The sequence below is a fragment of the Modestobacter excelsi genome (assembly GCF_005930495.1).
GTDB classification, from domain to species: domain Bacteria; phylum Actinomycetota; class Actinomycetes; order Mycobacteriales; family Geodermatophilaceae; genus Modestobacter; species Modestobacter excelsi.
Window position 1 is genome coordinate 1 of sequence record NZ_SJEX01000080.1, and the last position, 24,307, is coordinate 24,307.

Genomic DNA, 24,307 nt, shown 5'->3' on the forward strand with positions numbered 1-24,307 from the left:
CCCTCGGTCAGCCCCCACACCGGGGTCATCTCCGAACCCGCGTACGTGGTGGGGACGGCGATCACGGGCAGCCCGTGCTCCAGCGCGATCGCCTTGCCCAGCCCGACCGCCGATCCGCCGCCCACCGCCACACAGCCATCGGCATGCAGTTGGGCGGCCAGATCGCGGGCCCGCCCGGCCACCTCGACCGGCACGTGCATGCGCGCTTCCGCCAGCACCCCGGCCGCCCGCTCCCCCAGCGCCGCCGCCACCTGCTGACCGGTCTCCTGCTGCTCCGGGGAGCACAGCACCAGCACCCGGGTCAGCCCCAGCGCCGCGACCTCCTCGGGCAGCCTCGCCAGCGAACCGGCGCCGAACACCACCCGCATCGGCAGCGCCTGGTAGCTGAAGGGAGCGATCACGACCGCCCTCCCTCCACCACCGCGGGTTGGGCGGCCGACCCCGCAGCGGGAGGCGCTGGGTCGGCCCGCAGCAGCGACAGGTCGAACGTCAGCGTCCGGAAGGGGTTGGGCAGGCCGGCGTCCGCCGCCCGCGCCGGGTCATCGACCTCCTGGACGTCCCGCACGAGGCTCTCCTTGACCCCGAACACGGCGTCGGAGTCGAGGTAGGGGCTGTCGGCGACGAACACGTGCGTGGTCACCGGCCGGTAGCCCGGCGCGGACACGATGAAGTGCAGGTGCGCGGGCCGGTTCGGGTGCCGCCCCGTCGCGGCCAGCAGCTGACCGACCGGTCCGTCGTCGGGGATCGGGTAGTACCGCGGCACCACCGAGCGGAACCAGAACCGGCCCTCGGCGTCGGCGCTGAAGATCCCGCGCAGGTTCCCGGCCGGCTGGATGCCGGGCTGCTGGACGTCGTAGAAGCCGTCCTCGTTGGTCTGCCAGACGTCCACCGACGCCCCGGCCAGCGGCTCGCCGTCCGGGCCGGTCACCTGCCCCGACACCAGGCACGGGGTGCCCTTGCCGTCCAGCGCGATGTCGGCACCGAGCTCACGGGGCGGCGAGGCGACCGTGTGGAACGGGCCCAGCACCGTGGACTCGGTCGAGGTGCCGCCCGTCCGGTGGTTGATCGTCTCCACCAGCATCGACACCCCGAGCACGTCGGAGAGCAGGATGAACTCCTGCCGCACCTCGTTGCTCATGTGCCCGGTGCGGGTGAGGAAGTCGATCGCGAACCCCCACTCCTCCTCGGTCAGCTCCACGTCCTTGACGAACGCGTGCAGGTGCTGCACCAGCGAGTTCATCACCTGCCGCAGCCGGGGGTCCGGCGTCCCGGCGAAGCTGGCGGCGACGACGGCGGCTGACCGCTCCTCGCTGAACAGCTCACCGTCGCTCACGCCTGCACCTCCGCGACCCGGTCCAGCACCGTGCGCAACGCCGTCTCCAGCGCCTGCTCCGCCTCGGCGTCCGACGCGGCCCCGGCCTGGCGGAAGGCCACGTAGTCGTCAGGGCGGACGAGCAGCACCCCGCCGTCGTCGATCCCCCGCACCCGGGCCCAGTCGCCGTAGAGGTCGTCGTACTCCCGGCCCGGTCCGACCAGCACCGCGGCCACCTCGATGCCCAGCCGGTCGGCCACCACCGCCGCGGCGCGCACCCAGCTCTCCCCGCCGATGCCGGTGAACACGGTGAACCGCCCGTGCCCGCCCAGGTCCAGGGTCGAGACCCGGCGGCGGTGGTCGGTGGTCAACCAGGCGTGCGGCAGCTTGGCGCCTGGGCGGGAGCTGGCATGGTGGTAGAGCTCGGGGTCCCGGGTCGGCTGCTCCACGGGCGTGCCGTCGGGCACCACCGCCGTGGACTCGTAGCGCTGGTCGAGTTCCACCCCGTGGCAGTTGAACTCGTAGTCCTTGAACGCGATGGCCTCGCGCAGGGCGGCGCGCTGCTTCTCCGCCTCCGGGGTGGCGTCCTTGCGGGCGGCCATGTGCTGCACCATCAGCTCGGGGTCGGCGGTGTTCAGCAGGCCGAGGGCGTCGAAGATGCGCGACGTCTCGCCGATGCTCTGGTTGGCGCGGTCGACGATCTGCTTGGCCACCGGCGCCCGCTCGGCCGAGTAGGTGTCCAGCAGGCCCGGGCCGGCCTGGCCCCGCGCGACGGCGGCCAGCTTCCAGGCCAGGTTGTAGGAGTCCTGGATGGAGGTGTTCGAGCCGAGCCCGTTCGACGGTGGGTGCCGGTGCACGGCGTCGCCGGCACAGAACACCCGGCCGCTCGAGCAGCTCTCCGCCCACAGGTGGTTGACCGTCCAGGCCGAGCTGGAGGTGATCGACACGTTGACGGAGTCGTCACCGACCAGCTTCCGCACGATCGACAGCGCGTACTCCTCGGTCAGGTCGGGTGCCGGGCCGTTGATGTCGTAGCCCCACACGATCAGCCACTTGTGCCAGGGACGGACCATGCGGACGAGCCCGGCGCCGATGCCACCGACGTCGGCACCGGGCTGCAGCACCCAGTACAGGACCGAGGGGCGGTCGGCGACCAGGTGGGACAGATCGGCCTCGAAGACGATGTTGATGCTGCCGCCGACGCCCATCTGGCCCTGCAGCGGCAGGCCGACGTCCTCCGCCACCTGGCTGCGGCCGCCGTCGGCGCCGATGACGTACCGGGCGCGGATGTCGTACTCGTCGCCCCGCAGCCGGTCGCGCACGTGCACGGTGACGCCGTCGTCGTCCTGCTGCAGCGACAGGTACTCGGTGTCGAAGCGGACCTTCGCGCCGCGGGACTGCGCGTTGTGCAGCAGCACCGGCTCCATCAGGTCCTGCGGCATGTCGCAGATCCGCGAGGGGCTGGCCGCGGTGTAGTCGGCGAACCGGTCCGGGCGGGTGCCCCAGGCGTGCAGGCGGCCCAGCTCCTCCCCGGCGATGGAGGTGCAGTAGACGAGGTTGCCCATCAGCTCCTGCGGCACGGCCTCGGCCATCACCTCCTCCTCGACGCCGAGGTCGCGGAGGGCCTCCATCGTGCGCTGGTTGGTGATGTGCGCGCGGGGCGTGTCAGCCAGCCGCCCGTACTTGGTGATGACGGTCGTGCGCACGCCGTAGGTCGCCAGCGCCAGCGCGGCCGCGGAACCGGCCGGCCCACTGCCGACAACGAGGACGTCGGTGTCGAGGTCGGGCATCGGATTCCCTCTCCCTGTCGCGTGGATCACATCTCGGGTCGAGTGTGGGGCGGACCACCGGGAGGCTTCCTGCACGATCCGACCGACTTGACTGCACGAAAGGCGCGGCACCGATGCCGTGAGGGCGCGGCGCTCAGGAGCCGCGACGCAGGGCACCGGGGGTGGTGTCCAGGTGCGCTCGCATGACCCGGGTCAGGTGCTCCTGGTGCGAGAAGCCGCACCGGAGAGCGATCTCGGCGATCGGGGTGGTCCCGGTGCGCAACAGCCGGCACGCGTGGTCGACGCGCAGGCCGAGCAGGAACCGGTGCGGCGCCTGGCCGGTGCGCGCCTTGAACTGCCGGCTGAACTGGCTGACGCTCAGTCCGGCGGTCGCGGCGAGTTCGGCCAGCGGTACCGGATCGGCCAGCCGTTCCTCCATCACCGACCGCACCGCCGCGAACTGGCGGTCACCCAGACCTCCGCCCGATCGACCGTCCGCAGCGGCCTTCCCGGCCGGAGCGCTCCCGTGCTGGCGCACGAGCTGGGCCGCGACCATGCTGCTGAGCTGGTCGACGTAGGTCCGCGCGGTGGGCTCCCAGCCGCGCAACGCCTCGTCCATCGACAGCACGAGCTGCTCCAGGAGGCGGTCGCTCGTGCCCAGCTCCTCGGCCAGCAGGACGGGCCTGTCCACGTCGGCGACGTCCTGGAGGAGGTCGTCGGTGAGGTACAGGTGCACCGTGCTCAGCGGGCCCCCGAGCTCGACGGTGAGGTCTCGGCCCGCCGGGTGGATGAACAAGCCACCGGCCGGGATCTGCCGGGACCGGCTCAGCCGGCCCTGGCCGCGCCGGACGGTGACCGGTCCGTCGAGGTGCAGGATGACCAGGTGCGTCCGGGCGGCGGCGAACGACGCACCGTAGGGGCGCTCGCGCTGGACCGACAGGTACTGGCTCTCCCAGCCCAGCCCGGCGCTGGTGCGCTCGGCCGCCACCCACGGCTGGCGGAGGATGCCGTTGGTGTCCAACAGGCCCAGTTCACTCATCCCACGGCCGTCCCATGCCGATGCGGTGCCGCCCCACCGTGAGGTCTGGCACGCCAGCCTAGCCATCCCCGTGGAGCAGCAGTGCTCATCCGTCACCCGGCCCCACCGCACTGGACGACCACCTCCCGGGCTCTGCCCCGAGTCCGGCCGACGGCCGCGGCAGGCAGCAGCAGCAGCAGCAGCAGCAGCAGCAGCGATGACCACCGCGAGGGCGGTGGTACCGCATGCTCCCGTGGGGTTCGGATGGCCCGCCCCACCGCCAGACAGGTGGGGAAGGACTGCCGTCGCATCCACCCCCTCCCCCGGCGCGCCGGAGTCGCCCGGCAGAGGCTGAGACCGTCGTGGGCCGCGGACCCCCGCGGAGAACGGGGAGCTCGATGGACCGCCGCGAACTCGAATCAGGCGCCTTCCGCGTCTTGAGTGGCGCGTGGCAAGCCGACGTGTCGTACTGCGTTCCCAACTCGGAGCACTACCCACACCTGTGGCTGTGGGACTCGTGCTTCCACAGCATGGCCTGGGCCGCCGTTCGCGATCAGCGCGCTGCCGTGGAACTGCAGGCCGTCTTCCGCACACAGTTCGAGAACGGCTTCGTCCCTCACATGACGTACGGCAAGGACGAGGGTGTCTGGCGCGGACCCCGGCCGGATGTCTCCTGTTTCACGCAGCCGCCGGTGTACGCACTGGCCCTCGCGCGTGTGGAGGACAACGGACTCTCGTTCGATCCGTCCTTGGTGCTGGGCGTGAGCCGCGCGCTGCAGTACTTCTCGGACTGTCGCATGGTGGACGGACTCGCCAAGGTGGTCCACCCTTGGGAAACCGGGTGTGACGACTCGCCTCGTTGGGATTCCTGGGTGGGGAGCTCCTCCTGGAACCGGGCCGGATGGACGGCGTTCGATGAACGACTCGCCGCATCCGCGGGCTGGGGCGCGGAGGGCGATGCTCACGAGAACGCTGACTTCGAGAGCGTCTCGAGCCTCTTCAACGGCATCCTGGCTCACGCGCTCACGCTGCATGGCGAGCGCCACGACGACCAGCACCTGACGAGGGCCGGGGCGCGGCTCGCCGAGTCCATCGAGCTGTCGCTCTGGGACGACGACCAGGGCCTGTACGTCGATCGGGCGATCGTCGGCGGTGGACCGAGTGTCAGCGTCCCGACTCTGGACGGGATCCTGGCGACGCTCGGCACGGCGTCGCCGGAGCGCGCCGCCGTGGCGCTCGAACAGCTGGGTGACCCTGATCGCTTCGCCGGCCCTCAGGGCCTCCGGTACGTGGCGGCCGACCACCCGACGTACGAAGCCGGCACGTACTGGCGAGGCGCAGCGTGGCCGCAACTGACCCTGCTCGCCGTCGAGGCGTGCCGCCGGTGGGGGTTCCACGAGCTGGCGGGCACCATTGCTGACCAAGCTCGCCGGACGATACCGGGGTCGGGCTGGAGCGGGTACTGGAACCCTGACACCGGCGAGGGCTTGGGAGCCAAGCCGCAGACCTGGGCCGCCCTCGCCGCCGCGCTGTGAGCGGGAGGGGCGGGTACCTCCGTCGCGTCTGCACCCAACCCCCGGAACCCAGCGGCACCAGCTCCTGATCAGGCCGCACGTCCTGGGATGCCGGGCTCCGGCGTCCGCAGCACCGGCGCGCGCGGTCGCCGGCGCTCGATCTCAGCCACGGCCCGCGTTGGGTGACCACGTGGGATTGGTACCGGCCGGCAGCTCCACGAACCCGGGCAGTCCCCGCAAGGCGTTCTCCTCGCCTCCGGGGGTGTAGGTGGCGATCAGACGCAGCGGCTTCCAGCCGGTGTTGAAGGTGGAGTGCAGAGTGCCCTTGGCGACCCAGATGGCGTCGCCTGCGACGATGTCGAACTCGGGCGCATCGCCGACCGTCTGGCGCCCGGTGCCCTCGATGACGTAGAGGACCTCGTCGGCGTCCGGGTGCACGTGGCGCTCGTGGCCCTTCTCGGGGTTGATGACCACCTCACCGAAGGACGAGGGCGCGCCGGTCACCGTGTCCGGCGTGACCAGCCACTTGATGGAACCCCAGTCGAAGACCATGGTCGCGACGTCCTGCGGCTGCTGGTGCATGGCGTTCTCCTCGTTCTCGGTACGGCTACCCGGGGACGTGCCGACGGCGACGACAGCCGCCTGCGCGTGGTCGAGCCGGCCACACCACAGCCCGAGCCCGGCTGCCGTCAGCCACCGGCCACCGGCCACGAGGGACGAACCACGCGCCGTCGTGTCCAGGGTGGCTGTCGGTGGTCCGCCGATCCGAGCATGCTACCGGCGCATGAACGTCGACTCCGATCGCCGCTCCCCACCGTGTGCACTGGTCATCTTCGGAGCTTCGGGTGATCTCACCGCCCGCAAGCTGCTGCCCGCACTCGAGCGGCTGGCCGGCTACGGAGCCCTCCCTCCGGAGGTCGCGCTGATCGGCGTCGCCCGCACCCCCATGACCGACACCGCCTTCGGGGACCTCTGCCGTCGGAGCGTCTCCGGCGAGGACCCCCCGCGCTGGAGGGACCTCACGGCGGCAGCCCGGTACGTCCACGGGGGTTACGACGACCCGGCCACCTACGAGCGCCTGGCGGAGGTCCTGTCCGAGTGCGACCACCGACACGGAACGGCCGGCAACCGGGTCTTCTACTTCGCCACCCCACCCCGGCTGTTCGGGCCCATCGCGGTGAGCCTGGGAAAGGCGGGGTTGTCGGTGCCGGCCGGGAACAGCTTCGTCCGCGCGGTCGTCGAGAAGCCGTTCGGTTGGGACGAGATCAGCGCCCGGGAGCTCTACGCCGATCTCTCGTCGGCGTTCGTGGAGGAGCAGATCTTCCGGATCGACCACTACCTCGCCAAGGAGACGGTGCAGAACCTGCTCGCCCTGCGGTTCGCCAACTCCATCTTCGAGCCGATCTGGAACCGGACCTGGGTCGACAACGTGCAGATCACCGTCGCCGAGACCCTGGGCGTCGGCGACCGAGGCGGCTTCTACGAGACGACGGGCGCCATGCGCGACATCGTCCAGAACCACGTGCTGCAGGTCCTCTCCCTGTTCCTCATGGAACCGCCGACGTCGTTCCACCCAGAGGCGATCCGCGACGAGAAGGTGAAGCTGCTGCGCGCCATCCAGCCGTTGGACGAGGAAGCGGAGATCGCGGCCAACGCGGTGCGGGGGCAGTACACCCGCGGCGGCACCCGTGCCGACCTGATGCCCGGGTACCGGGACGAACCGGGGGTCGACCCGCTGAGTGCCACCGAGACCTTCGTGGCGATGCAGCTGGAGGTGCAGAACTGGCGCTGGACCGGCGTCCCGGTGTACGTGCGCACCGGCAAACGGCTGCCCGCGCGGGTCACCGAGGTCGCCATGGAGTTCCGCCGGCCCCCGCAGCTCCCGCTGTTCCCGGGCAGGGCCGAAGGACTGGAGCCCGACGCCCTGATCGTGCGGGTGCAGCCCGACGAGGGACTGAGCCTGCGCTTCGGCGCAAAGGTGCCCGGACACGCCTTCCGCGTGCAGAAGGCCTCCATGGACTTCTCCTACGAGAGCTTCGAGGAGCAGTCACCCGACGCCTACGAGCGCGTCATCCTCGACGCACTGATCGGCGACCCCACCCTGTTCATCCGCGCCGACGAGGTCGGGCGGTCCTGGCGCATCGTCGATCCGGTGATGCGGTACTGGGCCGGCGACGAGCGGCCCATCCCGCTGTACCAGGCAGCCACGTGGGGCCCGCCGGAGGCCGACTCGCTGATCACCCGCGACGGCCGGAGCTGGCGCCATTCGAGCCGATCGTGACAGGAGGAGCAGCGGACGCACGATGACGGCGCCCGCTGCGGCCTTCGGGCTGGACCTCCCGGATCGTGGTGTTCGTCGCCGCCCTGTCCGAACCGGGCGGACCGGGTCACCGGTTCCGGTGCAGCCAGTCGACGAGCACCTTCGACACGTGCTCGGGCTGGTCGGTCATCAGCACGTGGTTCGCCTTCGGGATCATCACCAGCTCGGCACCGGGGATGCGGCCGGCGATGATGCGGCCGTTCTCCGGCGGGACGAGCGCATCCAGCTCTCCGTGCACGACCAGCGTCGGCGCGGTGATGCCCGTGATGCGGTCGTAGCCGTCCCATCGCGATGACCCGATCGCCTGCGCCAGGTAACCCTCGTTGGTGGTGGCGAGCGGGACCCGCACTGCCCAGTCCTCCTCGATGCGCTCGCGCGGTGTCTCGGGCGCGTAGTTGTAGGGGAGGGAGGCCTCCGCCGCTTCCTGGGGCGTCATCTGCCCGCGCTGCATCAGCATCGCCATCGCCTGGGGGTTGATGACGGCGTGCCCGGCGCCCGGGTGTGTGGCGATCAGGCACAGCGAGCGGACCCGTTCCGGGGCGGTGAGCACCACCTCCTGGGCGATCAGGCCGCCCATCGAGATGCCGACGACGTGGGCGGTGTCCACGTCCGCCGCGTCCAGCACGGCCAGGCAGTCCGCCGCCATGGTCTCGACCGTGTACGGCGCCCCAGGGACGTCACCGGTACGGCCGGCCCCCCGGTTGTCGACGCGGATGACCCGGTGGTCCTCGGCCAGCGCCGGCACCAGCCGGAACCACATCGCGGCCGGGTAGGCGAGCCCCATGACCAGCAGGACGGCGGGGGCGTCCTCCGGCCCGTCGGCCTCCCACGCGATGCGGGCCGTGTCAGGACGCTCGATGACCGGCACGGGCCGCTCCCTTGCTCGTAGGGTCCGGCGGCCTGGGTCACGAGCTGTGCGCCCGCACGTGCACCGCACCTCGGGAGCCAGGTCCGGCCTCGAGGACGGCACGTCCCCTCGGCGAACCGGGACCCGGTCCATTCTGCAGCAGGACCTCGGCGCCACGGACAGCCACGTGCACCTGCGACGTGTCGTCCCCGGATCCGTGGTCGTCCGCGCCGCGTTGCCGTACCGGGTTGCCGTACGCCGGGTCGACCGCCCTGGCCGTCCGCGACCAACGCCGCCGAGCGGGTCACCTGGAGCGGCCCGCACCGGCGGCGCCGGCTGCAGGACGCTCTGATGGTGCCCCGCCCCGAGCAGCCGCTGACGATCTGGCTGGGCACCGGCGGCAGCCCGGAGTCCGTCGGCCGGGCCGTCGAGGTCGGCCTGCCGATGTTCCCCGGCATCCTGGGGGGCACTGGGCCCAGTACGGGCACGCCTACCGCAACGCCTGGGCCGAGGTCGGCCACCCGGCCGAGGCTGCCGACGTCGCCGTCGCTGTCCACGGCTTCGTCGCCGCCGACGACCGGCAGGCCAAGGCCACCCCTCCTGACCTGCACACCCCCCCGGCCTGAAGAGGAACCGTGTTCATCGCTCTCGTCGTCGGGAGATCGCCGGTGCCGACGGCATCCTCATCTGGTTGTGGCTGGAGCCGCTGGGCATCTCCGCCGCGATCGGCCTCGTCCTCCACTTCCTGGGCGCCCTCATCGGCCACCTCCGCGTCGGCGACACCAGGGGCGCCGCGGCACCCGTCGTCCCCCTCCTGCTCGCGATCGCCGTCCTGGCGCTCCGGCTCCTGACCCTCTGAGGACACCCCCCGTGACCACTCCTGACCGCACCGCCCTCGCCGACCAGGTCGGATACCTCGCCGTTCCCGTGGTCACCTCCGACCGGCCCGGCCCCTGGCCGGGGGTGGTCCTCGTGCACGACGTGCTCGGCCTGGGGGACGACATGCGGGAGCAGGCCGACTGGCTCGCCGCCGCCGGCTACCTCGTCGCGGTGCCCGACCTCTACGAGGGCAGGGCCGCCATCCGCTGCCTCAAGGGCACCTTCACCCAGCTCAGCCGACAGCAGGGCCCCGCGTTCGACCGGCTGGACGCCACCCGGTCAGCGCTCGCCGAGGACCCGCGCTGCACCGGCCAGGTCGGCGTCATCGGCTACTGCATGGGCGGTGGCTTCGCCCTGCTGCTCGCCGGACGACCCGGCTGGTCCGCAGCCAGCGTCAACTACGGGCCGGTGCCGGACAACGTCGAGGACGTCCTCAGCGGCGCCTGCCCCGTGGTGGCCAGCTTCGGCGGCCGCGACAAGGGCCTCGTCGGTGCCGCGCAGAAGGTCCGCGCCGCCGCGGACGCCGCCGGGGTGCCGGCGGACGTGAAGGAGTACCCGGACGCCCGGCACGGCTTCATCAACCGCATCAGCGCGGCCTCACCGCTGACGCCGGTGCTGAAGGTGGCCGGAGTCGGGTACGACCACGACGCGGCCGCCGACGCGAAGCGAAGGATCCTCGCCTTCTTCGACGAGCACCTGCGGGGCCCGATCGGCCTCGGCTGAGGAGGACCAGGAGCAGCACGACCACGTCGTCGACGATCGCGTCGACCGTGTCGTCCGGCACCGGGCCGGCCTGGGTCAGCACCATGCTCGCCGGCGCGGTGGCCCGGGGGGACGATCGTCGGCCGCGATCCGACGGCACGAACCGGCACTCGGCCCGGTTCCAGGGCGTCCGAGTCATCCCGTCCGGTTCCTCCGGCTGCGCCCCGATCTCTTCGAACGACGTCCCAGTCGTGCCCCGAGGTACCGCCGAGCTCGTCAGGTGGGTCCTGCGTCTGTTCTCCGCGGTCGCCTCGTCACGGGCGTCTGCGGCCTCGATGCAGCCTGCCCGCGTCGGGCTGGCAGCGGACGCCCCCGGTCGACGGGTCGGCCGGCCAGGGCCGGTGGCGCACCGCGAGGAGCGCGACATCATCATCGGCAGGACCTGGCAGGACGCGCCGCAGCAGGTCGTCGCACAGCTGCTCCACCGCGACACCGCCGAGCTCAGCCAGCTCCCGCCGGAGCCGGCTGACGCCCTCGTCGATGGTGGAACGGTGTCCGTCGTAGCGCTGCTCGACCAGCCCGTCGGTGTAGAGCAACACCGTGTCCCCCGGGTGGACTTCGGTGACGTGGTCGGAGTGCACGGCCGGCAGACCGGTGCCGAGCAGCCGCTCGGGAGGCGTGTCGAGGGTCCGCACCTGCCCGTCGGCACTGAGCAGCATCGGCGGCAGGTGCCCGGCCGAGGACCAGCGCAGCTGCAGCGCCCCGGTCGGGGACGTGGTCGGGTCGAGGACGGCTACGAGGACGGTGGCCAGGGTGTCGAATGCCGTCATGGTCAGCACCCCATCGGTGCGGGCGAGTGTGTCCGCAGGGCTACCGGGCCGGTCACAGGCCAACGTGCGCACCGTGCTCCGCAGTTGCGACATCGCCGCAGCCGCCTCCACCGAGTGCCCGGCGACGTCCCCGACGACCAGCACGGTGGATCCGTCGGGCTGGGTGAAGGCGTCGTAGAAGTCTCCCCCGACGAGCGTGTGCCGCCCAGCGGGCCGGTAGCGGACGGCGATCTCCAGCGTCCGGGTCTGCGGCGGCGGGGTCAGCAGACTGCGCTGCAACGTCTCGGCGACCTGCAACTGGCGGGTGTAGAGGCGGGCGTTGTCCAGTGCGAGGGAACCGCGGCGGGCGATCTCCTCGGCGAGGGCGACCTCGTCGTCGGTCAGTGGCGGCCGGACGCCGCTGTTGACCAGCGACAGGGCGCCGAACACGTGCCCATGCGCGCCCAGCGGCACGACGACCGCCGATGTCGCATCCAGCCGATCGAACGCCGCCTGCACACGCGGGCCTGCCGCGGCGCGGGTCGAGGCCGCATCTGCACCGGCCAGCCGCAGCGGCTGCCCCGACCGCAGCGCGGCCGCCAGCGCCGACTGGCCGCGGACACCGACGGTCCGCCCGGAGAGATAGGCATCCAGGTCACCGAGCCGGGCAGGGTCGCGGTGCGCGCGTCCGGTGAGCTGGTCCGCGCCGTCGTCAGCCAGCACGGTGACCGTCGCCCAGTCGGCCAGCCGCGGCACCACCAGCCGCGCCAGGTGATCGGCTGACTGCCCCGTGTCCAGCGTGCGGATGAGCGTGTCGCTGACCTCGGCCAACAACTCCAGCCGCGCCCAGTCGTCGGCTCCCCCCCGTCCGCCGGCGGCCAGGGCCGCGCCCATCACCGTCGCTGCCTCCTCGCCCTGCGCGACCGCCGGTCCGGCACCCGCCCGCCTCGCGCTGTGCCGCGCAACGTATCCGACCGACAGGTGCCCACGTTGCACCGGCACGCGACGCTGGCACCCGGAGAGCCCGGTGGTGCCGAGACCAGCGAACCCTGCGATCGTCGCATCGCTCCCAGGGCGGGGAAGGCGACGCCGGGTTGCCCACCTCCCGGCACTCAGCGGCCGGCGTCATGCTGACCGACGGCGTCCCGCTCACGGTGGTCTCCACGATCCTCGCGCACTCCACCACAGCCATCTACAGCCACGTCACACCCGCGCAGCAGAGAGGCCGCAGACCGGTTGGACCAGGCCCCTCCCCTGGTGACACCACGGGGCTGAAGTCCCCCATGCAGCGCCGACGCGACACCACATGACCGGGGACCAGGAGCGCTGCGTCCTGGCGATCACCCCCACGCGCGCCGCCAACTCACCGACCACCTGCCCGAGGTGGTCGCGACGGCTGCCTACGAGTTCATCGCCGGGTCACTGCTCGGAGGACCCCCGACGAGTCGGGGAACGGCTGCGCCCGCCCCTGGACGACCGGCACAGCGCCCGCCGCGGCACCTACCGGCCAGCGGTGTCGCACCGACTCCTCGGGCGATGCCCGCGGTGGTCCGCCACCCGGCGGGGGCACCGCCGGACACGGGAGAGATGCCACCTCCGGTGCCACGCCAGGGGTACGCCGGGAGTCGGCGACGGTACGGTCGCTGGAACCAGGTGATGGGTGGTGGTGGCCATGACGAGCGCTGCTGACACGAGCTGGCCCGCCACCGGTGCCCAGCCGTGTCCTGCTGGGCCGGGACTGACGACTCTGACCCAGGTGATCGACAGCCTCCCCTTCGGCCTGGCCCTCCTCACCGAGGACGAACAGGTCCTGCACGTCAATGCCGCGGGACGCGCGACTCTCGGACGCCGGTCAGAGCCTCCTCCCGGCGGCCGCCCGACCTCGTCGCCGGGTGGGGCACTCAGCGGCGGCGGCCCCGCGGACGCCCTTGCCGCAGGCGGGGACGCTGACACCGAGTGCTCCGACGCACTGGTCGACGTCGACGGGCGACGGGTGATCGCCCGGGCTTTCCGCGACATCACCGATGAGCGGCGCGCGGCACGCAGACAGGCGACGCTGAGCCACGTGGCCGCCCGGGTGGCGCTGGCGGAGTCCCTCGAGGCCACTCTCGACACCGTCGCTCAGTGCCTGACGGCGTCCACGGGCATGACCGCGTGCGCGGCCATCGTCTTCGACGGGGAGCGGGCCCGGCTACGGGTCGCCGGCACCGCGGGGCTGCCCGCCGACTACGCCGAACGGTTCCGGGGGGCGCTGGCGGCGGCGCACGAGGTCCTGCCGGCAGTGTCGGCGTTTCGCAGCCGGCGCACCGTCGTGCTGGACCGGGCGAGCGGCGAGCCGGTGCTGGGGATGCTCGAGGACCTGGACGGTGACCTGGCATGGCAGAGCGTCGCGTCGTTCCCCATGGTCGCCCGGAACCACCCGGTCGGCGCCATCAAGACGTTCTGGCCCGGCCCCCCTCCGGACGGCCACGAGCTCCGCTTCCTGGAAGCTGTCGCGGACCAGGCAGCGACCGCCGTGGACAACGCCCGGCTGTTCGCCGATGCGGCGGCGTCCTCGCGGCGGGACGAGGGGCTCATCGGAGCGGGTCTGGCACTGGCCTCCGAGCTCTCCCTGCCGGCAGTCCTCACGAAGATCGTGCAACTGGCCTGCACCGTCGCTGATGCCGAGTACGGGGCGGTCGGGGTCCTGGGGCCGGACGGACTCCTCGAGGACTTCATCACCCACGGCATCCCGAGTGAGGGCCGCGAGGCCATCGGCCATCTGCCGATCGGCCGCGGCATCCTCGGAGCCCTCATCTCCGACGCCCGCCCGTTGCGGTTGGCCCGCATCCAGGACGACGGACGATCCGTCGGCTTCCCGCTGCACCATCCGCCGATGACGTCCTTCCTCGGCGTCCCGATCACCGTCCGCGGCCGGATCTACGGCAACCTCTACCTGACCGAGAAGCGCGGCGAGACGGAGTTCACCGAGGAGGACGAGCGTGCCGTGGTCACCCTCGCGGCGCAGGCCGGCGTGGCCATCGAGAACGCCCGGTTGTTCTCCGAGGCGCAGCAGCGGCTCGCCCTGGAGGCACGGCACCGCCTCGCCCGTGAGCTGCACGACTCGGTGTCCCAGGCACTGTTCTCGATGACCATGGAGACGCGGGGCGCTCAACTCCTCCTGCAGCGCGCCGGCTTGCCCGACGACGGGCCGCTGGGCGAGCGGCTCGACCACCTGCGCCAGCTGACCCAGGGGGCCCTCGCCGAGATGCGGTCGCTCATCTTCGAGTTGCGCCCCGAGGCCCTGCAGGAGGAGGGCCTGGCGGCAGCGATCCGCAAGCAGGCCGAGGGGATGAGCGCCCGCACCGAGATCGCGGTCGACCTCCGGCTGCCCAAGAGACGCCTCGCCCTGCCGCGCGACGTCGAGGAGCAGGTCTACCGGGTCGTCCAGGAGTCCCTGGCCAACATCGCCAAGCACTCCGCGGCCCGCCGGGCCGTCGTGCGGTTGCGGCGCCGGGGCGCCAACCGCCAGGAACTGCTGGTGGAGCTGACCGACGACGGGGTGGGCTTCGACCCGTCCGCCCACGAGCCCGGTCATCTGGGTCTGCGCATGATGGCTCAGCGGATCGAGCAGCTGGGCGGCACCCTGCTGGTGGACTCCCGCCCGGGGCGCGGCACCCGGATCTCGGCCAGCATCCCGCTGTCCCGGAGCGAGGCGCGCCTGGGTGCGGGAGACCGGATCCGAACGTCGGCGGCCCCGTGGTGACCGGCGCCGGGCCCGAGGCCGGTCCCATCCGGGTCTGCCTCGTCGACGACCACGCGGTGGTGCGACGCGGGCTGCGCGGGTACCTCGAGCTGCTGGACGACATCGAGGTCGTCGGCGAGGCCGGTGACGGCCAGGCCGCGCTGGACACCGTGGCCGCGCTGGAGACCGAGCACAGGACGCCGCACGTCGTCCTCATGGACCTGCTCATGCCAGGACTCGACGGCGTCACCGCCACCCGGCTGCTCACCCAGCGGTACCCGGCCGTCGCGGTCATGGCCATGACGAGCTACAGCGAGGTCGACCGCATCCGGGGTGCGCTCGAGGCCGGCGCCTCCGGCTACCTGCTCAAGGACGCCGAAGCCGACGAGGTGGCCGAGGGCATCCGCAAGGCGCACCGCCGCGAGATGCCGCTCGGTACAGCGGTCTCGAGACAGCTCGCGCGGGCGTTCAGCGCGACCGGCCAGGCCGCACTCGGGACCCTCACCGCACGGGAGCACGAGGTCCTCGCCCTGATCGCAGCGGGGCTGTCGAACCGGGAGATCGCGTCCCGGCTGGTGATCAGCGAGCGGACCGCGCGCACCCACGTCAGCAGCATCCTGGACAAGCTGGGGCTCCGTTCGCGCACCCAGGCGGCCCTGTACGCCGTCCAACAGGGACTGTCACCCGCCGCGCCCCTCAGGTAGACACCCGTCGCACGACATCCGACCCGGCGGATGCGGGACATCACGCCGATGGCGTCGGGGCCCCCTCGATGGTGCGGTGGGTGGCACACGTCCCTCCGAGGGGGCAGGATGACGGTCCTCGTGGCTGCGCGGGACATCCGTGTCCGCCGGGCGCTGTCGGGGCTGCTGGAGTTGGTCGACCAGTGCGCCGTCGGCGTTGCGGACACGGCCAGGCTCGGATCCGACGCCGACGTCGTCGCGGACGTCCTGGCGGACGTCGTCGTGCTGGCGCTGGACCGCGGGCACACGGCGCAGGACCTCCGGGTCATCGAGCGGCTCGCCCTCCGCGGGTGCACGGTCATCGCCGTGTGCAGCGGGACGACACGGAACTCCGTGGTCCTGGCGGCGGGCGCGGAGGCATGCCTCGACGAGGAGGACCCGGGCTTCGCCGACCATCTCGCCGAGACGGTCCGGTCCGCTTGCGGACCATCGGCAGCTGCTGGCCGGCGCCGGCGACCTGTCGACCGGCCCGACGGTTGACCTACGTCGAAGAGCCAGGTCCGACCCTGCCGTCCGCCCGATGAGCGCACCGGTGTTCCGGTCGCACAATCGCTCACGCGTCGGTTGAGCACCGTCGCGCAGCGGGACCGGCGACCGCGGGTGCGCCGTCCCACCGCTGCTGGCCCGCACCTCCCGGGGTCACCCCTGCGCCCGCGACGGGACGGCTGGAACTGCTGACCTGGCCCGCTGTGCCGAGCGGCGAACGCCATGATCCGAGGAGCTGACATGACTTCCGTCCGAGACATCCCGGTACCCAGGGTGGGCGTGGAGGCGCCTGCCGCCGCCCGCAGCGCCGGGCTGACCAAGGTCTACGGCGAGGGGGACACGCGCGTCGTCGCCCTGGATGCGGTCGACGTCGCGTTCCCGCGCGGGGTCTTCACCGCCATCATGGGGCCGTCCGGCTCCGGCAAGTCCACCCTCATGCACTGCATGGCGGGACTGGACGCAGTGACCGACGGCCAGGCCTACATCGGCGACACCGAGTTGAGCTCGCTCAACGACAGGCAGCTCACCGTGCTGCGCCGGGACAAGATCGGCTTCATCTTCCAGGCCTACAACCTGCTGCCCACGCTGACGGCGCTGGAGAACATCACGCTCCCGATGGACATCGCCGGGCGCCGGCCGGACCAGGAGTGGCTCGAGACGGTCATCGACACGGTGGGTCTGCGGCAGCGCCTCGGCCACCGGCCGAGCGAGCTGTCCGGTGGGCAGCAGCAGCGCGTGGCCTGCGCTCGGGCACTGGCCAACCGGCCGGAGATCATCTTCGCCGACGAGCCGACCGGGAACCTGGACTCCCGGAGCGGCGCCGACGTCCTGTCCTTCCTCCGCAGCTCGGTCATGGAGATGGGGCAGACGATCGTCATGGTCACCCACGACCCCGTGGCCGCCTCCTACTCCGACCGCGTGCTGTTCCTCGCCGACGGCCGGATCGTCGACTCGATGATCTCGCCGACGCGGGAACGGGTGCTCGAGCGCATGAAGGCCTTCGACGTGCAGTCGGAGGCCTGAGATGTGGCGCGCGACCGTTCGCAACCTGCTGGCGCACAAGCTGCGCCTGGCGCTCAGCGGACTGGCGATCGTGCTCGGGGTCGCCTTCGTCTCCGGCACCATGATCTTCACCGACACGCTGGGCAGGACGTTCGACGACCTCTTCGCGAGCACCGCCGCGGACGTCAACGTGGAGCCGGCAGCCGCCTTCGACTCGGGCCTGGCCGGCACCGGTGAGGGCGTCGGCACGGTGTCCTCCGTGCCGGCGACCGTGGTCGACACCGTGCGGGGCGTGGACGGCGTGGCCTCGGCCTCCGGCTTCGTCCGCACGGAGGGCGTCTACGTCCTCGACGGCCACGGTGACGTCCTGGACACCGGAGGAGCGCCGGGCATCGGTATCAGCTGGGAGCCCGACCCGGCGTTGTCCTCGAGCACCCTCGTCGACGGCCGAGCACCGCGTGGCGCCGCGGAGGTGGCTCTCGACGTCGACACGGTGGACAAGGCCGGCTACGCCCTCGGTGACAGCGTCCCGGTGCTGACGACGGGGCCGCGGGTGGAGGCGGAGCTCGTCGGTGTCTTCTCCTTCGGGGACAGCGGCGGCTCGGCGGGGGCCTCGCTGGCCGCGTTCGAGACCTCGACCGCCCAGGAGCTGTTCGGCACCCCCGGGCAGTTCAGCGGGGTCGGCGTGTCAGCTGCCGATGGGGTCGCCCAGGAGGCGCTGCGGGACCGCGTCGCCGCGGCGATCGGGGACGGGTTCACGGTCAGGACCGCCAGCGAGCAGGCCGAGGCGCTCGCCGGCGACTTCGAGGAGGGGCTGGCCTTCGTCGAGACCTTCCTGCTCGCCTTCGCCGGCATCGCGCTGTTCGTGGGGACGTTCATCATCCTCAACACGTTCTCCATGCTCGTCGCGCAACGCACCCGTGAGCTGGCTCTCCTGCGGGCGCTCGGGGCCGGTCGCGCGCAGGTCACCCGCTCGGTGCTGGCCGAGGCGCTGGTGCTGGGGGTCGTCGGCTCCACCGTGGGCCTGGCCGCGGGGTTCGGGGTCGCCACGGGTCTGCGGTCCCTGTTCGGGCGGTTCGGCCTCACGCTCGACGGCGGACTGGTCTTCGCCACCGACACGGTGCTGTGGTCCTACGCCGTGGGTGTGCTGGTCACCTTGGTCGCGGCGTACCTGCCGGCACGACGGGCGGCCCGGACGCCGCCCGTGGCAGCGATGCGCGACGACCACGTCGCGGTCGAGCGTTCGCTGCGCCGCCGGACCGTGCTCGGGGGCGTGCTCACGGCGGCCGGCATCGCCGCCATGGTCAGCGCCTTCGTCGTCGAGGACGACGGCGCTGCTGCCTCGCTGGTCGGCGTGGGCGCCCTGGCGTTGCTGCTCGGGACCATCGCCCTGAGCCCGGTGATCGCCCGGCCGTTCCTCCGGGGGATCGGCGGGGTCCTCCCCCGGTTGTTCGGCACCCCCGGCCGCCTCGCCCGGGAGAACGCCGTCCGCAGTCCGCGGCGCACTGCGGCCACGGCGTCCGCGCTGATGGTGGGCCTGGCGCTGGTGAGCGGCTTCAGCATCATCGGTGCGTCCACCAACGCGTCCGTGGACGGTGCCCTCGATCAGTCGCTGGGAGCGGACTACGTGGTCTCGACCGCCGTGGCCGCACCGTTCAGCGCGGACATCGCCGAGCAGATCCGCCGCATCGACGGTGTCGACTCAGTGACTCAGCAACGACTCGGCCAGGCCCAACTGGCCGGCGTCCAGACGTCGGTGAGCGCCGTGGACGCCACGACGCTGGACTCCGCACTCGCGCTGGACTACCTCGCCGGGAGCACCGCGGGGCTGCGCGGCAACGGGCTGGTCGTGGACGAGGACACGGCTGCGGGTCGCGGTTGGTCGGTCGGTGACCGGGTCGAGGCCCTGCTCGCCAACGGCCAGCGAGTCGGTCTGACCGTCGGTGGCATCTACACCACGAACGCCACGCTGGGCTCCGCGGTGATCTCCCTGGACACGTTCACCGCAGCAGGGGGTGAGGCGCTCGACCGCTTCGTCTACGTCGACCTGGCGCCGGACGTGGACGCGGCTGCCGTGCGGTCGTCCCTCGAGGCGACGCTCGAGGCCTACCCGGTCGTCACGCTCAAGGACCAGACGCAGTTCGCCGACGAGCAGAAGGGACAGGTCGACCAGATGCTGATGATCATCAACGCGCTCCTCGGGCTGTCGGTGATCATCGCCGTCCTCGGCATCGTCAACACGCTGGCCCTGTCGGTGATCGAGCGGACGCGTGAGATCGGTCTGCTCCGGGCCATCGGGATGGACCGGCGGCAGTTGCGGCAGATGGTCCGGCTCGAGTCGGTGGCCATCTCGGTGTACGGCGCCGTGTTCGGTCTGCTGCTGGGGATCGTGTTCGGTACCGGCCTGGTGCAGGCGCTGGCCGACCAGGGCATCACGCAGCAGGTGATCCCGGCCGGTCGGATGGTCCTGTTCCTGGCCGTCGGCGCCCTCATCGGAGTACTGGCCGCGGTGTGGCCGGCCCGGCGGGCGGCGAAGCTGAAGGTGCTGGACGCGATAGCGACCGCGTAGCGCGCGACGGCGGCACCCGGGCCCGGCGCAACGACCACCCGCCGCTGACCCAGCGTTCGAGCGTGCGCACAGCCAGCCGGGTCAGCGTCACCCGGTGGTGTGCCGGGGTCCGTCAGCCGGACTACGACAAAGATCCCCGTCCGGTCCGGTCATCGCGCCGATGACCCCACCACGGGTCCGGCTCCACGCTGTCCTCCCAGCTCGCGACGTTCACACCTACCCGATCACGGCGGTGGCTGGTCCGGTGGCCGAGGGACCCGCCGCCGCTGTGCTCGCTGGCCGCTGGGCTGACACATCCCCCCAGCCGGCCCGCTCCGCTCTTCCTCGGCCCGATGACCAGAGGACCGTCCGATGACCACCGATCACGATCTGTTCCCGACCGACACCGCGGGACTGGCGCACGTGTCCGAGCCCCAGGTGCTGCGGCTGGCCACCGGGGACCGCTTCGACCTGTCGATCGGCCCCGTCCGCAAGACGCTGGGCCACGACGCACCCGGGGACACCGGTGCCGGGGCCGAGCTGCGGATGCTGGCCTACAACGGCTCGATCCCCGGCCCGACACTGCGGGTCCGCCAGGGCTCCGAGATCACCGTGGACGTGCGCAACGACGGCGATGTCGAGACGACGGTGCACTGGCACGGCCTGCGGCTGGAGAACCGGTACGACGGGGTGCCGCACGAGACGCAACAACCCATCCCGGTCGGCGGTGGCTACCGCTGCCGGGTGCAGTTCCCCGACGCCGGCTTCTACTGGTACCACCCGCACATGCGCGAGGACTTCGCGCAGGAGATGGGCCTGTACGGCACCATCGTCGTCGAACCCGCCGACCCCGGCTACTGGCCCGCCGTCGACCGCGAGCTGACCCTCACGCTCGACGACCTGCTCGTCGAGGACGGGCACATCGCCGCCTTCTCCCGCACCGGACCGAACTCCACCGCGATGGGCCGGTTCGGCAACGTGCTGCTGATCAACGGCGAGACCGCGTTCGCGGGAGCGGCGACCGTGGGAGAGGTCGTGCGGCTCCACCTGGTCAACACAGCCAACACGAGGCTGTTCGACTTCGGGCTGCGTGGGGCGCGGATGAAGCTGGTCGGCGGGGACAGCGGCCGCTACGAGCGGGAGACCTTCATCGACGACGTCCTGCTCGCGCCTTCGGAGCGGGCCGTCGTCGACGTGCTCTTCGACGCCCCCGGTGAGGTGCGGCTGGAGCACCGGACTCCCGATCGCGTCTACGACCTCGGCACCTTCACCGTCGCGCCCGACTCCGTCGGCGGCAGCCCCGCTGCCGGGTCCTTCGCCGAACTGCGCGTCGACCCCGAGTTGTCCGCCGAGCACCGACTGCTCGACGCCGACCTCGACCGGGCGCCGGACAAGGTGCTCGAGTTCGTGTCCCGGATGCCGTTGCTCTACGGCGCGGACACCGTCCCGGCGTCGTCCTACGCCTGCCCCATGCACCCTGACGTCACGGCCTCGGAACCGTCGACGTGCCCCCGCTGCGGCATGGGGCTCGTCGCGGTGACGATCACGTACGCCTGTCCGATGCACCCCGACGTCACCGCGTCCGAGCCGTCGACCTGCCCGCTCTGCGGGATGCGGCTCATGGCGTCCGAGGCAGCGCCGGTCGCCGCGCACGACGGCGCGCCGTCCTCCGGCCACCACGACGAGGACCACGGCGACGGACTGGAGTGGGAGGACCGGATGCCGGCCATCAACCGGGCGTCGGATCCGAGCAACATGATCTGGCAGCTCGTCGACCGGGAGACCGGCGCGGTGAACCACGCCATCGACTGGAGGTTCACCGTCGGGGACCGGGTCAAGATCAGGCTGGTCAACGAGCTGACCCAGGACCACCCGATGCACCATCCGTTCCACGTGCACGGAGCCGGGCGCTTCCTGGTGCTGGCCCGGGACGGGGAGCCGGAGGACAACCTGGTCTGGAAGGACACCGTGCTGCTGCGGGCGGGACAGACCGTCGACATCCTGCTCGACGTCAGCAATCCCGGGCTGTGGATGGCGCACTGCCACATCGCCGAGCACACCGAGAGCGGCATGATGTTCAGCTTCACCGTCGCCCGCACCCCGGAGCCGGTCCGATGACCGCCGGCACGGCACGGCTGGACGTCCTCGTCGTCGGTGGCGGGCAAGCCGGGCTGGCGATGGGCTACCACCTGGCTCAGCGCAACCTGCGGTTCACCATCGTGGATGCCGCCGCGGAGATCGGCAGCACCTGGCGCTCCCGCTGGGACTCCCTACGGCTGTTCACCTCCGGCCGCTACGACGACCTCCCCGGGCTGCCCTTCCCGGCGGTCCCGGACAGCTACCCCGGCAAGGACGACGTCGCCGACTACCTGCGGGCCTATGCAGCGGAGTTCGACCTGACGGTCCGCCTCGACACGACGGTGACGTCGCTGGCCCGGGCCGGCGACGGCACCTACGTCGCGAAGGCCGGACCCGACGCGATCGAGGCGGGCCAGGTGGTCGTCGCCACGGGGCCGTTCCAGGTGCCCGTCACCCCGCCGGTCTCCGTGCGGCTCGCACCGGAGGTGCAGCAGCTGCACAGCGCGGACTACCGGCGACCCGACCAGCTCGTGTCAGGACGGGTGCTCGTCGTCGGCGCGGCCAACTCCGGGTGCCAGATCGCCCTGGAACTGTCCGCGACGCACCCGGTCGATCTTGCGGTCGGCGAGCGGCTCCCTGCCGTGCCCCAGCGACCGCTGGGACGTGACATCTGGTGGTGGGCCACGGGTCTGGGAGTGGACCGCGTGGCCGCGGACTCGCGGCTGGGGCGCCGGCTGGCCGGACGCGACCAGATCGTCGGACCCGGGCCCCGGCAGCTGGCCCGCCGGCACGGCATCACGATCCGCCCCCGGGTGGAGGACGGAGCCGGGAACAGCGTCACCTTCGCGGACGGGACCCGCGCCGAGTACGACGGCGTCGTCTGGGCGACCGGGTTCAGGACCGACGACTCGTGGGTCGACGTCCCCGACGTCACGGACGAACGAGGCCGGCTGCGCCAGTCGCGCGGCGTCACCCGCTCGCCCGGGCTCTACACACTCGGCCGCAGCTGGCAGCACACCCGCGGCTCGGCACTGCTGGGCTGGGTGGGCGACGACGCGGCCCTTCTGGCCGAGCGCATCGCGGCGTCGACCCGATGAACGGCCGACAGCCGTGACCGCTCCCTCGCACGCCCGGCAGCGGACCACGGTCGCCGCCGATGGCGCTGGTGCGCTGCGGGCACCGCTGATCTGGGGCGTGATCTGGGGTGTGCTGCAGGCAGCGTCGCCGCTGGCGTTCCCCTGGCTCGATCCGGTCACGGTCTACGCCCTGGGGCTCGCCCTCATCGCCGCGATCTACATCGGGTTCGCCGTCGCCGACGGGCGGGGCACGGTCATCGCGGTCGAGACCTGCGTCGCCGCGGGCTTCGTGGTCGTCGCCGCCGTGGGGGTGACCGGATCAGCCTGGCTGCTCGTCGGCGGGCTGGCCGGTCACGGCCTCAAGGACCTCGGGCAGCACCGCACCGGGTTCGTGGCCGGCACCCGGTGGTGGCCGCCGTTCTGCGCCACCGTCGACTTCGTCGCCGCCGCCCTCATCGCCGTCACCATCCTGGCGGAGGTGCACCTCGGGTGGTGAACAGCCACCACAGCTCCCTCGGTCGACCAGAGCGGGTGGACGGCGGGACGCCGTCATGGCGGCCCGCACGAGCCTGTCCCCCGTGGACGTCACGGTCACCGACCGACCGGCCGGGGCCGTGCGGCGACAGCTACCGGCTCCACCCACGTGACGGACCAGGCGCCGGTCAGCGGGACTACGTCAAAGATCCCCCGCCGATCCGGCCATCACGCCGATGACCGGAGGCCCGGTCCAGCTCCAGACTGCAGGTCCCACCTCGCACGCCGAGGACGCCGCAGGCCGGGAGGCCGACATGACCGAGAACCGGACGCCGTACCCCGTGCGCGTCGACGCGTCGCTGGACCCGTCGCTCTCCCGCGGCTTGTGGCTGGTCAAGTGGCTGCTGCTGATCCCGCACATCGTCGTCCTGTTCTTCCTGTGGGTGGCGTTCGTCGTCGTGGGCGTGATCGCGTTCTTCGCGATCCTGTTCACCGGTCGCTATCCACGCTCGCTGTTCGACTTCAACGTCGGGGTGCTGCGCTGGTCGTGGCGGGTGCACTACTACGGCTACTGGGCGCTGGGCACCGACCGCTACCCCCCGTTCGCCCTCGCCGAGGTGCCGGACTACCCGGCGCACCTGGACGTGCCCTATCCCGAACGGCTGTCCCGCGGGCTGATCTTCGTGAAGTGGCTGCTGGCCATCCCGCACTACCTCGTCCTCGCGGTGTTCGTGGGCGGCGGCCTGTGGCTGGGCACCCGCAGCGGGACGGACGACGGCTGGGACAACGGCGCGAACGCCGGCTGGAGCCTCGTCGGCCTGCTCGTGCTGATCGCCGCGATCGCTCTGCTGTTCACCGGCCGCTACCCGAAGCCGCTGTACGACTTCGTGATGGGCATGGACCGGTGGGCACTGCGGGTGGCCGCCTACACCGCCCTGATGACCGACCGCTATCCGCCGTTCCGGCTCGACCTGGGCGGCGACGACCCCGGCTCGGTGCCCGCCC

Annotated in this window: 20 protein-coding genes; 13 read left to right on the forward strand and 7 right to left on the reverse strand. The window is 72.2% G+C overall.

Going from position 1 to position 24,307, the window contains the following annotated elements:
• The 4 genes from FHL80_RS20450 to FHL80_RS20465 all read right to left on the reverse strand — a co-directional run.
• On the reverse strand, positions 1–401 hold a 401-nt coding region (locus tag FHL80_RS20450; RefSeq protein ID WP_138735194.1), incomplete at its 3' end, for an iron-containing alcohol dehydrogenase.
• Positions 398–1,333 (reverse strand): intradiol ring-cleavage dioxygenase, encoded by a 936-nt coding sequence (locus FHL80_RS20455; RefSeq protein WP_138735195.1) that lies wholly within the window; start codon positions 1,331–1,333, stop codon positions 398–400. The genes FHL80_RS20455 and FHL80_RS20450, both read right to left, overlap by 4 nt.
• Positions 1,330–3,102: an FAD-dependent oxidoreductase gene (locus FHL80_RS20460; RefSeq protein ID WP_138735196.1), complete on the reverse strand. Its 1,773-nt coding sequence runs from the start codon at positions 3,100–3,102 to the stop codon at positions 1,330–1,332. Before FHL80_RS20460 ends, FHL80_RS20455 begins: the two co-directional genes overlap by 4 nt.
• Positions 3,103–3,235: 133 nt before the next feature.
• Positions 3,236–4,120: a helix-turn-helix domain-containing protein gene (locus FHL80_RS20465; protein WP_138735197.1), complete on the reverse strand. Its 885-nt coding sequence runs from the start codon at positions 4,118–4,120 to the stop codon at positions 3,236–3,238.
• A 377-nt stretch (positions 4,121–4,497) separates the two neighbouring features.
• On the opposite strand from FHL80_RS20465, the gene FHL80_RS20470 reads away from it, so the two are divergent.
• On the forward strand, positions 4,498–5,634 hold the full coding sequence (locus FHL80_RS20470) for an MGH1-like glycoside hydrolase domain-containing protein (RefSeq protein ID WP_138735198.1): 1,137 nt from the start codon (positions 4,498–4,500) through the stop codon (positions 5,632–5,634).
• A gap of 141 nt (positions 5,635–5,775) precedes the next feature.
• Here FHL80_RS20470 and FHL80_RS20475 read toward each other — a convergent pair whose 3' ends face one another.
• Positions 5,776–6,195, reverse strand: coding sequence for a cupin domain-containing protein (locus FHL80_RS20475; RefSeq protein ID WP_138735199.1), 420 nt, complete (start codon positions 6,193–6,195; stop codon positions 5,776–5,778).
• A 202-nt stretch (positions 6,196–6,397) separates the two neighbouring features.
• Between FHL80_RS20475 and zwf the strand changes: the two genes are divergently transcribed.
• A complete protein-coding gene (gene zwf, locus FHL80_RS20480; RefSeq protein ID WP_138735200.1) occupies positions 6,398–7,894 on the forward strand; it encodes a glucose-6-phosphate dehydrogenase in 1,497 nt (498 codons plus the stop codon).
• Positions 7,895–8,000: 106 nt separating this feature from the next.
• Here the strand turns inward: zwf and FHL80_RS20485 are convergent, their stop codons facing one another.
• Positions 8,001–8,801: an alpha/beta fold hydrolase gene (locus tag FHL80_RS20485; protein WP_216870915.1), complete on the reverse strand. Its 801-nt coding sequence runs from the start codon at positions 8,799–8,801 to the stop codon at positions 8,001–8,003.
• A gap of 640 nt (positions 8,802–9,441) precedes the next feature.
• Between FHL80_RS20485 and FHL80_RS20495 the strand changes: the two genes are divergently transcribed.
• On the forward strand, positions 9,442–9,639 hold the full coding sequence (locus FHL80_RS20495; protein ID WP_281283546.1) for a DoxX family protein: 198 nt from the start codon (positions 9,442–9,444) through the stop codon (positions 9,637–9,639).
• An 11-nt stretch (positions 9,640–9,650) separates the two neighbouring features.
• Entirely contained in the window at positions 9,651–10,382 is a 732-nt protein-coding gene (locus tag FHL80_RS20500; RefSeq protein ID WP_138735203.1) for a dienelactone hydrolase family protein, read from the forward strand.
• A 293-nt stretch (positions 10,383–10,675) separates the two neighbouring features.
• Here the strand turns inward: FHL80_RS20500 and FHL80_RS20505 are convergent, their stop codons facing one another.
• Complete coding sequence (locus FHL80_RS20505) at positions 10,676–12,064, reverse strand: PP2C family protein-serine/threonine phosphatase (RefSeq protein ID WP_246078837.1); 1,389 nt, start codon at positions 12,062–12,064, stop codon at positions 10,676–10,678.
• An 862-nt stretch (positions 12,065–12,926) separates the two neighbouring features.
• Here FHL80_RS20505 and FHL80_RS20515 point away from each other — a divergent pair.
• The 9 genes from FHL80_RS20515 to FHL80_RS20555 all read left to right on the forward strand — a co-directional run.
• Positions 12,927–14,915 carry a sensor histidine kinase gene (locus FHL80_RS20515; protein ID WP_216870917.1) on the forward strand — a complete coding sequence of 663 codons (1,989 nt, stop codon included), beginning with the start codon at positions 12,927–12,929 and terminating at the stop codon, positions 14,913–14,915.
• Positions 14,909–15,598 carry a response regulator gene (locus tag FHL80_RS20520; RefSeq protein WP_246078836.1) on the forward strand — a complete coding sequence of 230 codons (690 nt, stop codon included), beginning with the start codon at positions 14,909–14,911 and terminating at the stop codon, positions 15,596–15,598. Before FHL80_RS20515 ends, FHL80_RS20520 begins: the two co-directional genes overlap by 7 nt.
• 108 nt (positions 15,599–15,706) lie before the next feature.
• A complete protein-coding gene (locus FHL80_RS20525) occupies positions 15,707–16,117 on the forward strand; it encodes a hypothetical protein (RefSeq protein WP_138735206.1) in 411 nt (136 codons plus the stop codon).
• A gap of 246 nt (positions 16,118–16,363) precedes the next feature.
• On the forward strand, positions 16,364–17,146 hold the full coding sequence (locus FHL80_RS20530) for an ABC transporter ATP-binding protein (RefSeq protein WP_216870918.1): 783 nt from the start codon (positions 16,364–16,366) through the stop codon (positions 17,144–17,146).
• A gap of 1 nt (position 17,147) precedes the next feature.
• Positions 17,148–19,694, forward strand: coding sequence for an ABC transporter permease (locus FHL80_RS20535; protein ID WP_138735208.1), 2,547 nt, complete (start codon positions 17,148–17,150; stop codon positions 19,692–19,694).
• Positions 19,695–20,045: 351 nt separating this feature from the next.
• Positions 20,046–21,791 carry a multicopper oxidase family protein gene (locus FHL80_RS20540; protein WP_138735209.1) on the forward strand — a complete coding sequence of 582 codons (1,746 nt, stop codon included), beginning with the start codon at positions 20,046–20,048 and terminating at the stop codon, positions 21,789–21,791.
• Positions 21,788–22,849 carry a flavin-containing monooxygenase gene (locus FHL80_RS20545; protein WP_138735210.1) on the forward strand — a complete coding sequence of 354 codons (1,062 nt, stop codon included), beginning with the start codon at positions 21,788–21,790 and terminating at the stop codon, positions 22,847–22,849. The genes FHL80_RS20540 and FHL80_RS20545 overlap by 4 nt, the downstream gene beginning before the upstream one ends.
• Positions 22,850–22,862: 13 nt before the next feature.
• A complete protein-coding gene (locus tag FHL80_RS20550; RefSeq protein ID WP_138735211.1) occupies positions 22,863–23,324 on the forward strand; it encodes a hypothetical protein in 462 nt (153 codons plus the stop codon).
• A 292-nt stretch (positions 23,325–23,616) separates the two neighbouring features.
• A partial coding sequence (locus FHL80_RS20555; protein WP_138735212.1) for a DUF4389 domain-containing protein occupies positions 23,617–24,307 on the forward strand: 691 nt, incomplete at its 3' end.

What these genes read in the sequence shown, in the direction of transcription:
- FHL80_RS20535 (WP_138735208.1), top strand. Translation starts at nt 17,148, where the DNA reads ATGTGGCGCGCGACCGTTCGCAACCTGCTGGCGCACAAGCTGCGCCTG.
- FHL80_RS20460 (WP_138735196.1), bottom strand. Translation starts at nt 3,102, where the DNA reads ATGCCCGACCTCGACACCGACGTCCTCGTTGTCGGCAGTGGGCCGGCC.
- FHL80_RS20470 (WP_138735198.1), top strand. Translation starts at nt 4,498, where the DNA reads ATGGACCGCCGCGAACTCGAATCAGGCGCCTTCCGCGTCTTGAGTGGC.
- FHL80_RS20540 (WP_138735209.1), top strand. Translation starts at nt 20,046, where the DNA reads ATGACCACCGATCACGATCTGTTCCCGACCGACACCGCGGGACTGGCG.
- FHL80_RS20545 (WP_138735210.1), top strand. Translation starts at nt 21,788, where the DNA reads ATGACCGCCGGCACGGCACGGCTGGACGTCCTCGTCGTCGGTGGCGGG.
- FHL80_RS20525 (WP_138735206.1), top strand. Translation starts at nt 15,707, where the DNA reads ATGACGGTCCTCGTGGCTGCGCGGGACATCCGTGTCCGCCGGGCGCTG.
- zwf (WP_138735200.1), top strand. Translation starts at nt 6,398, where the DNA reads ATGAACGTCGACTCCGATCGCCGCTCCCCACCGTGTGCACTGGTCATC.
- FHL80_RS20505 (WP_246078837.1), bottom strand. Translation starts at nt 12,064, where the DNA reads ATGGGCGCGGCCCTGGCCGCCGGCGGACGGGGGGGAGCCGACGACTGG.
- FHL80_RS20465 (WP_138735197.1), bottom strand. Translation starts at nt 4,120, where the DNA reads ATGAGTGAACTGGGCCTGTTGGACACCAACGGCATCCTCCGCCAGCCG.
- FHL80_RS20530 (WP_216870918.1), top strand. Translation starts at nt 16,364, where the DNA reads ATGACTTCCGTCCGAGACATCCCGGTACCCAGGGTGGGCGTGGAGGCG.
- FHL80_RS20475 (WP_138735199.1), bottom strand. Translation starts at nt 6,195, where the DNA reads ATGCACCAGCAGCCGCAGGACGTCGCGACCATGGTCTTCGACTGGGGT.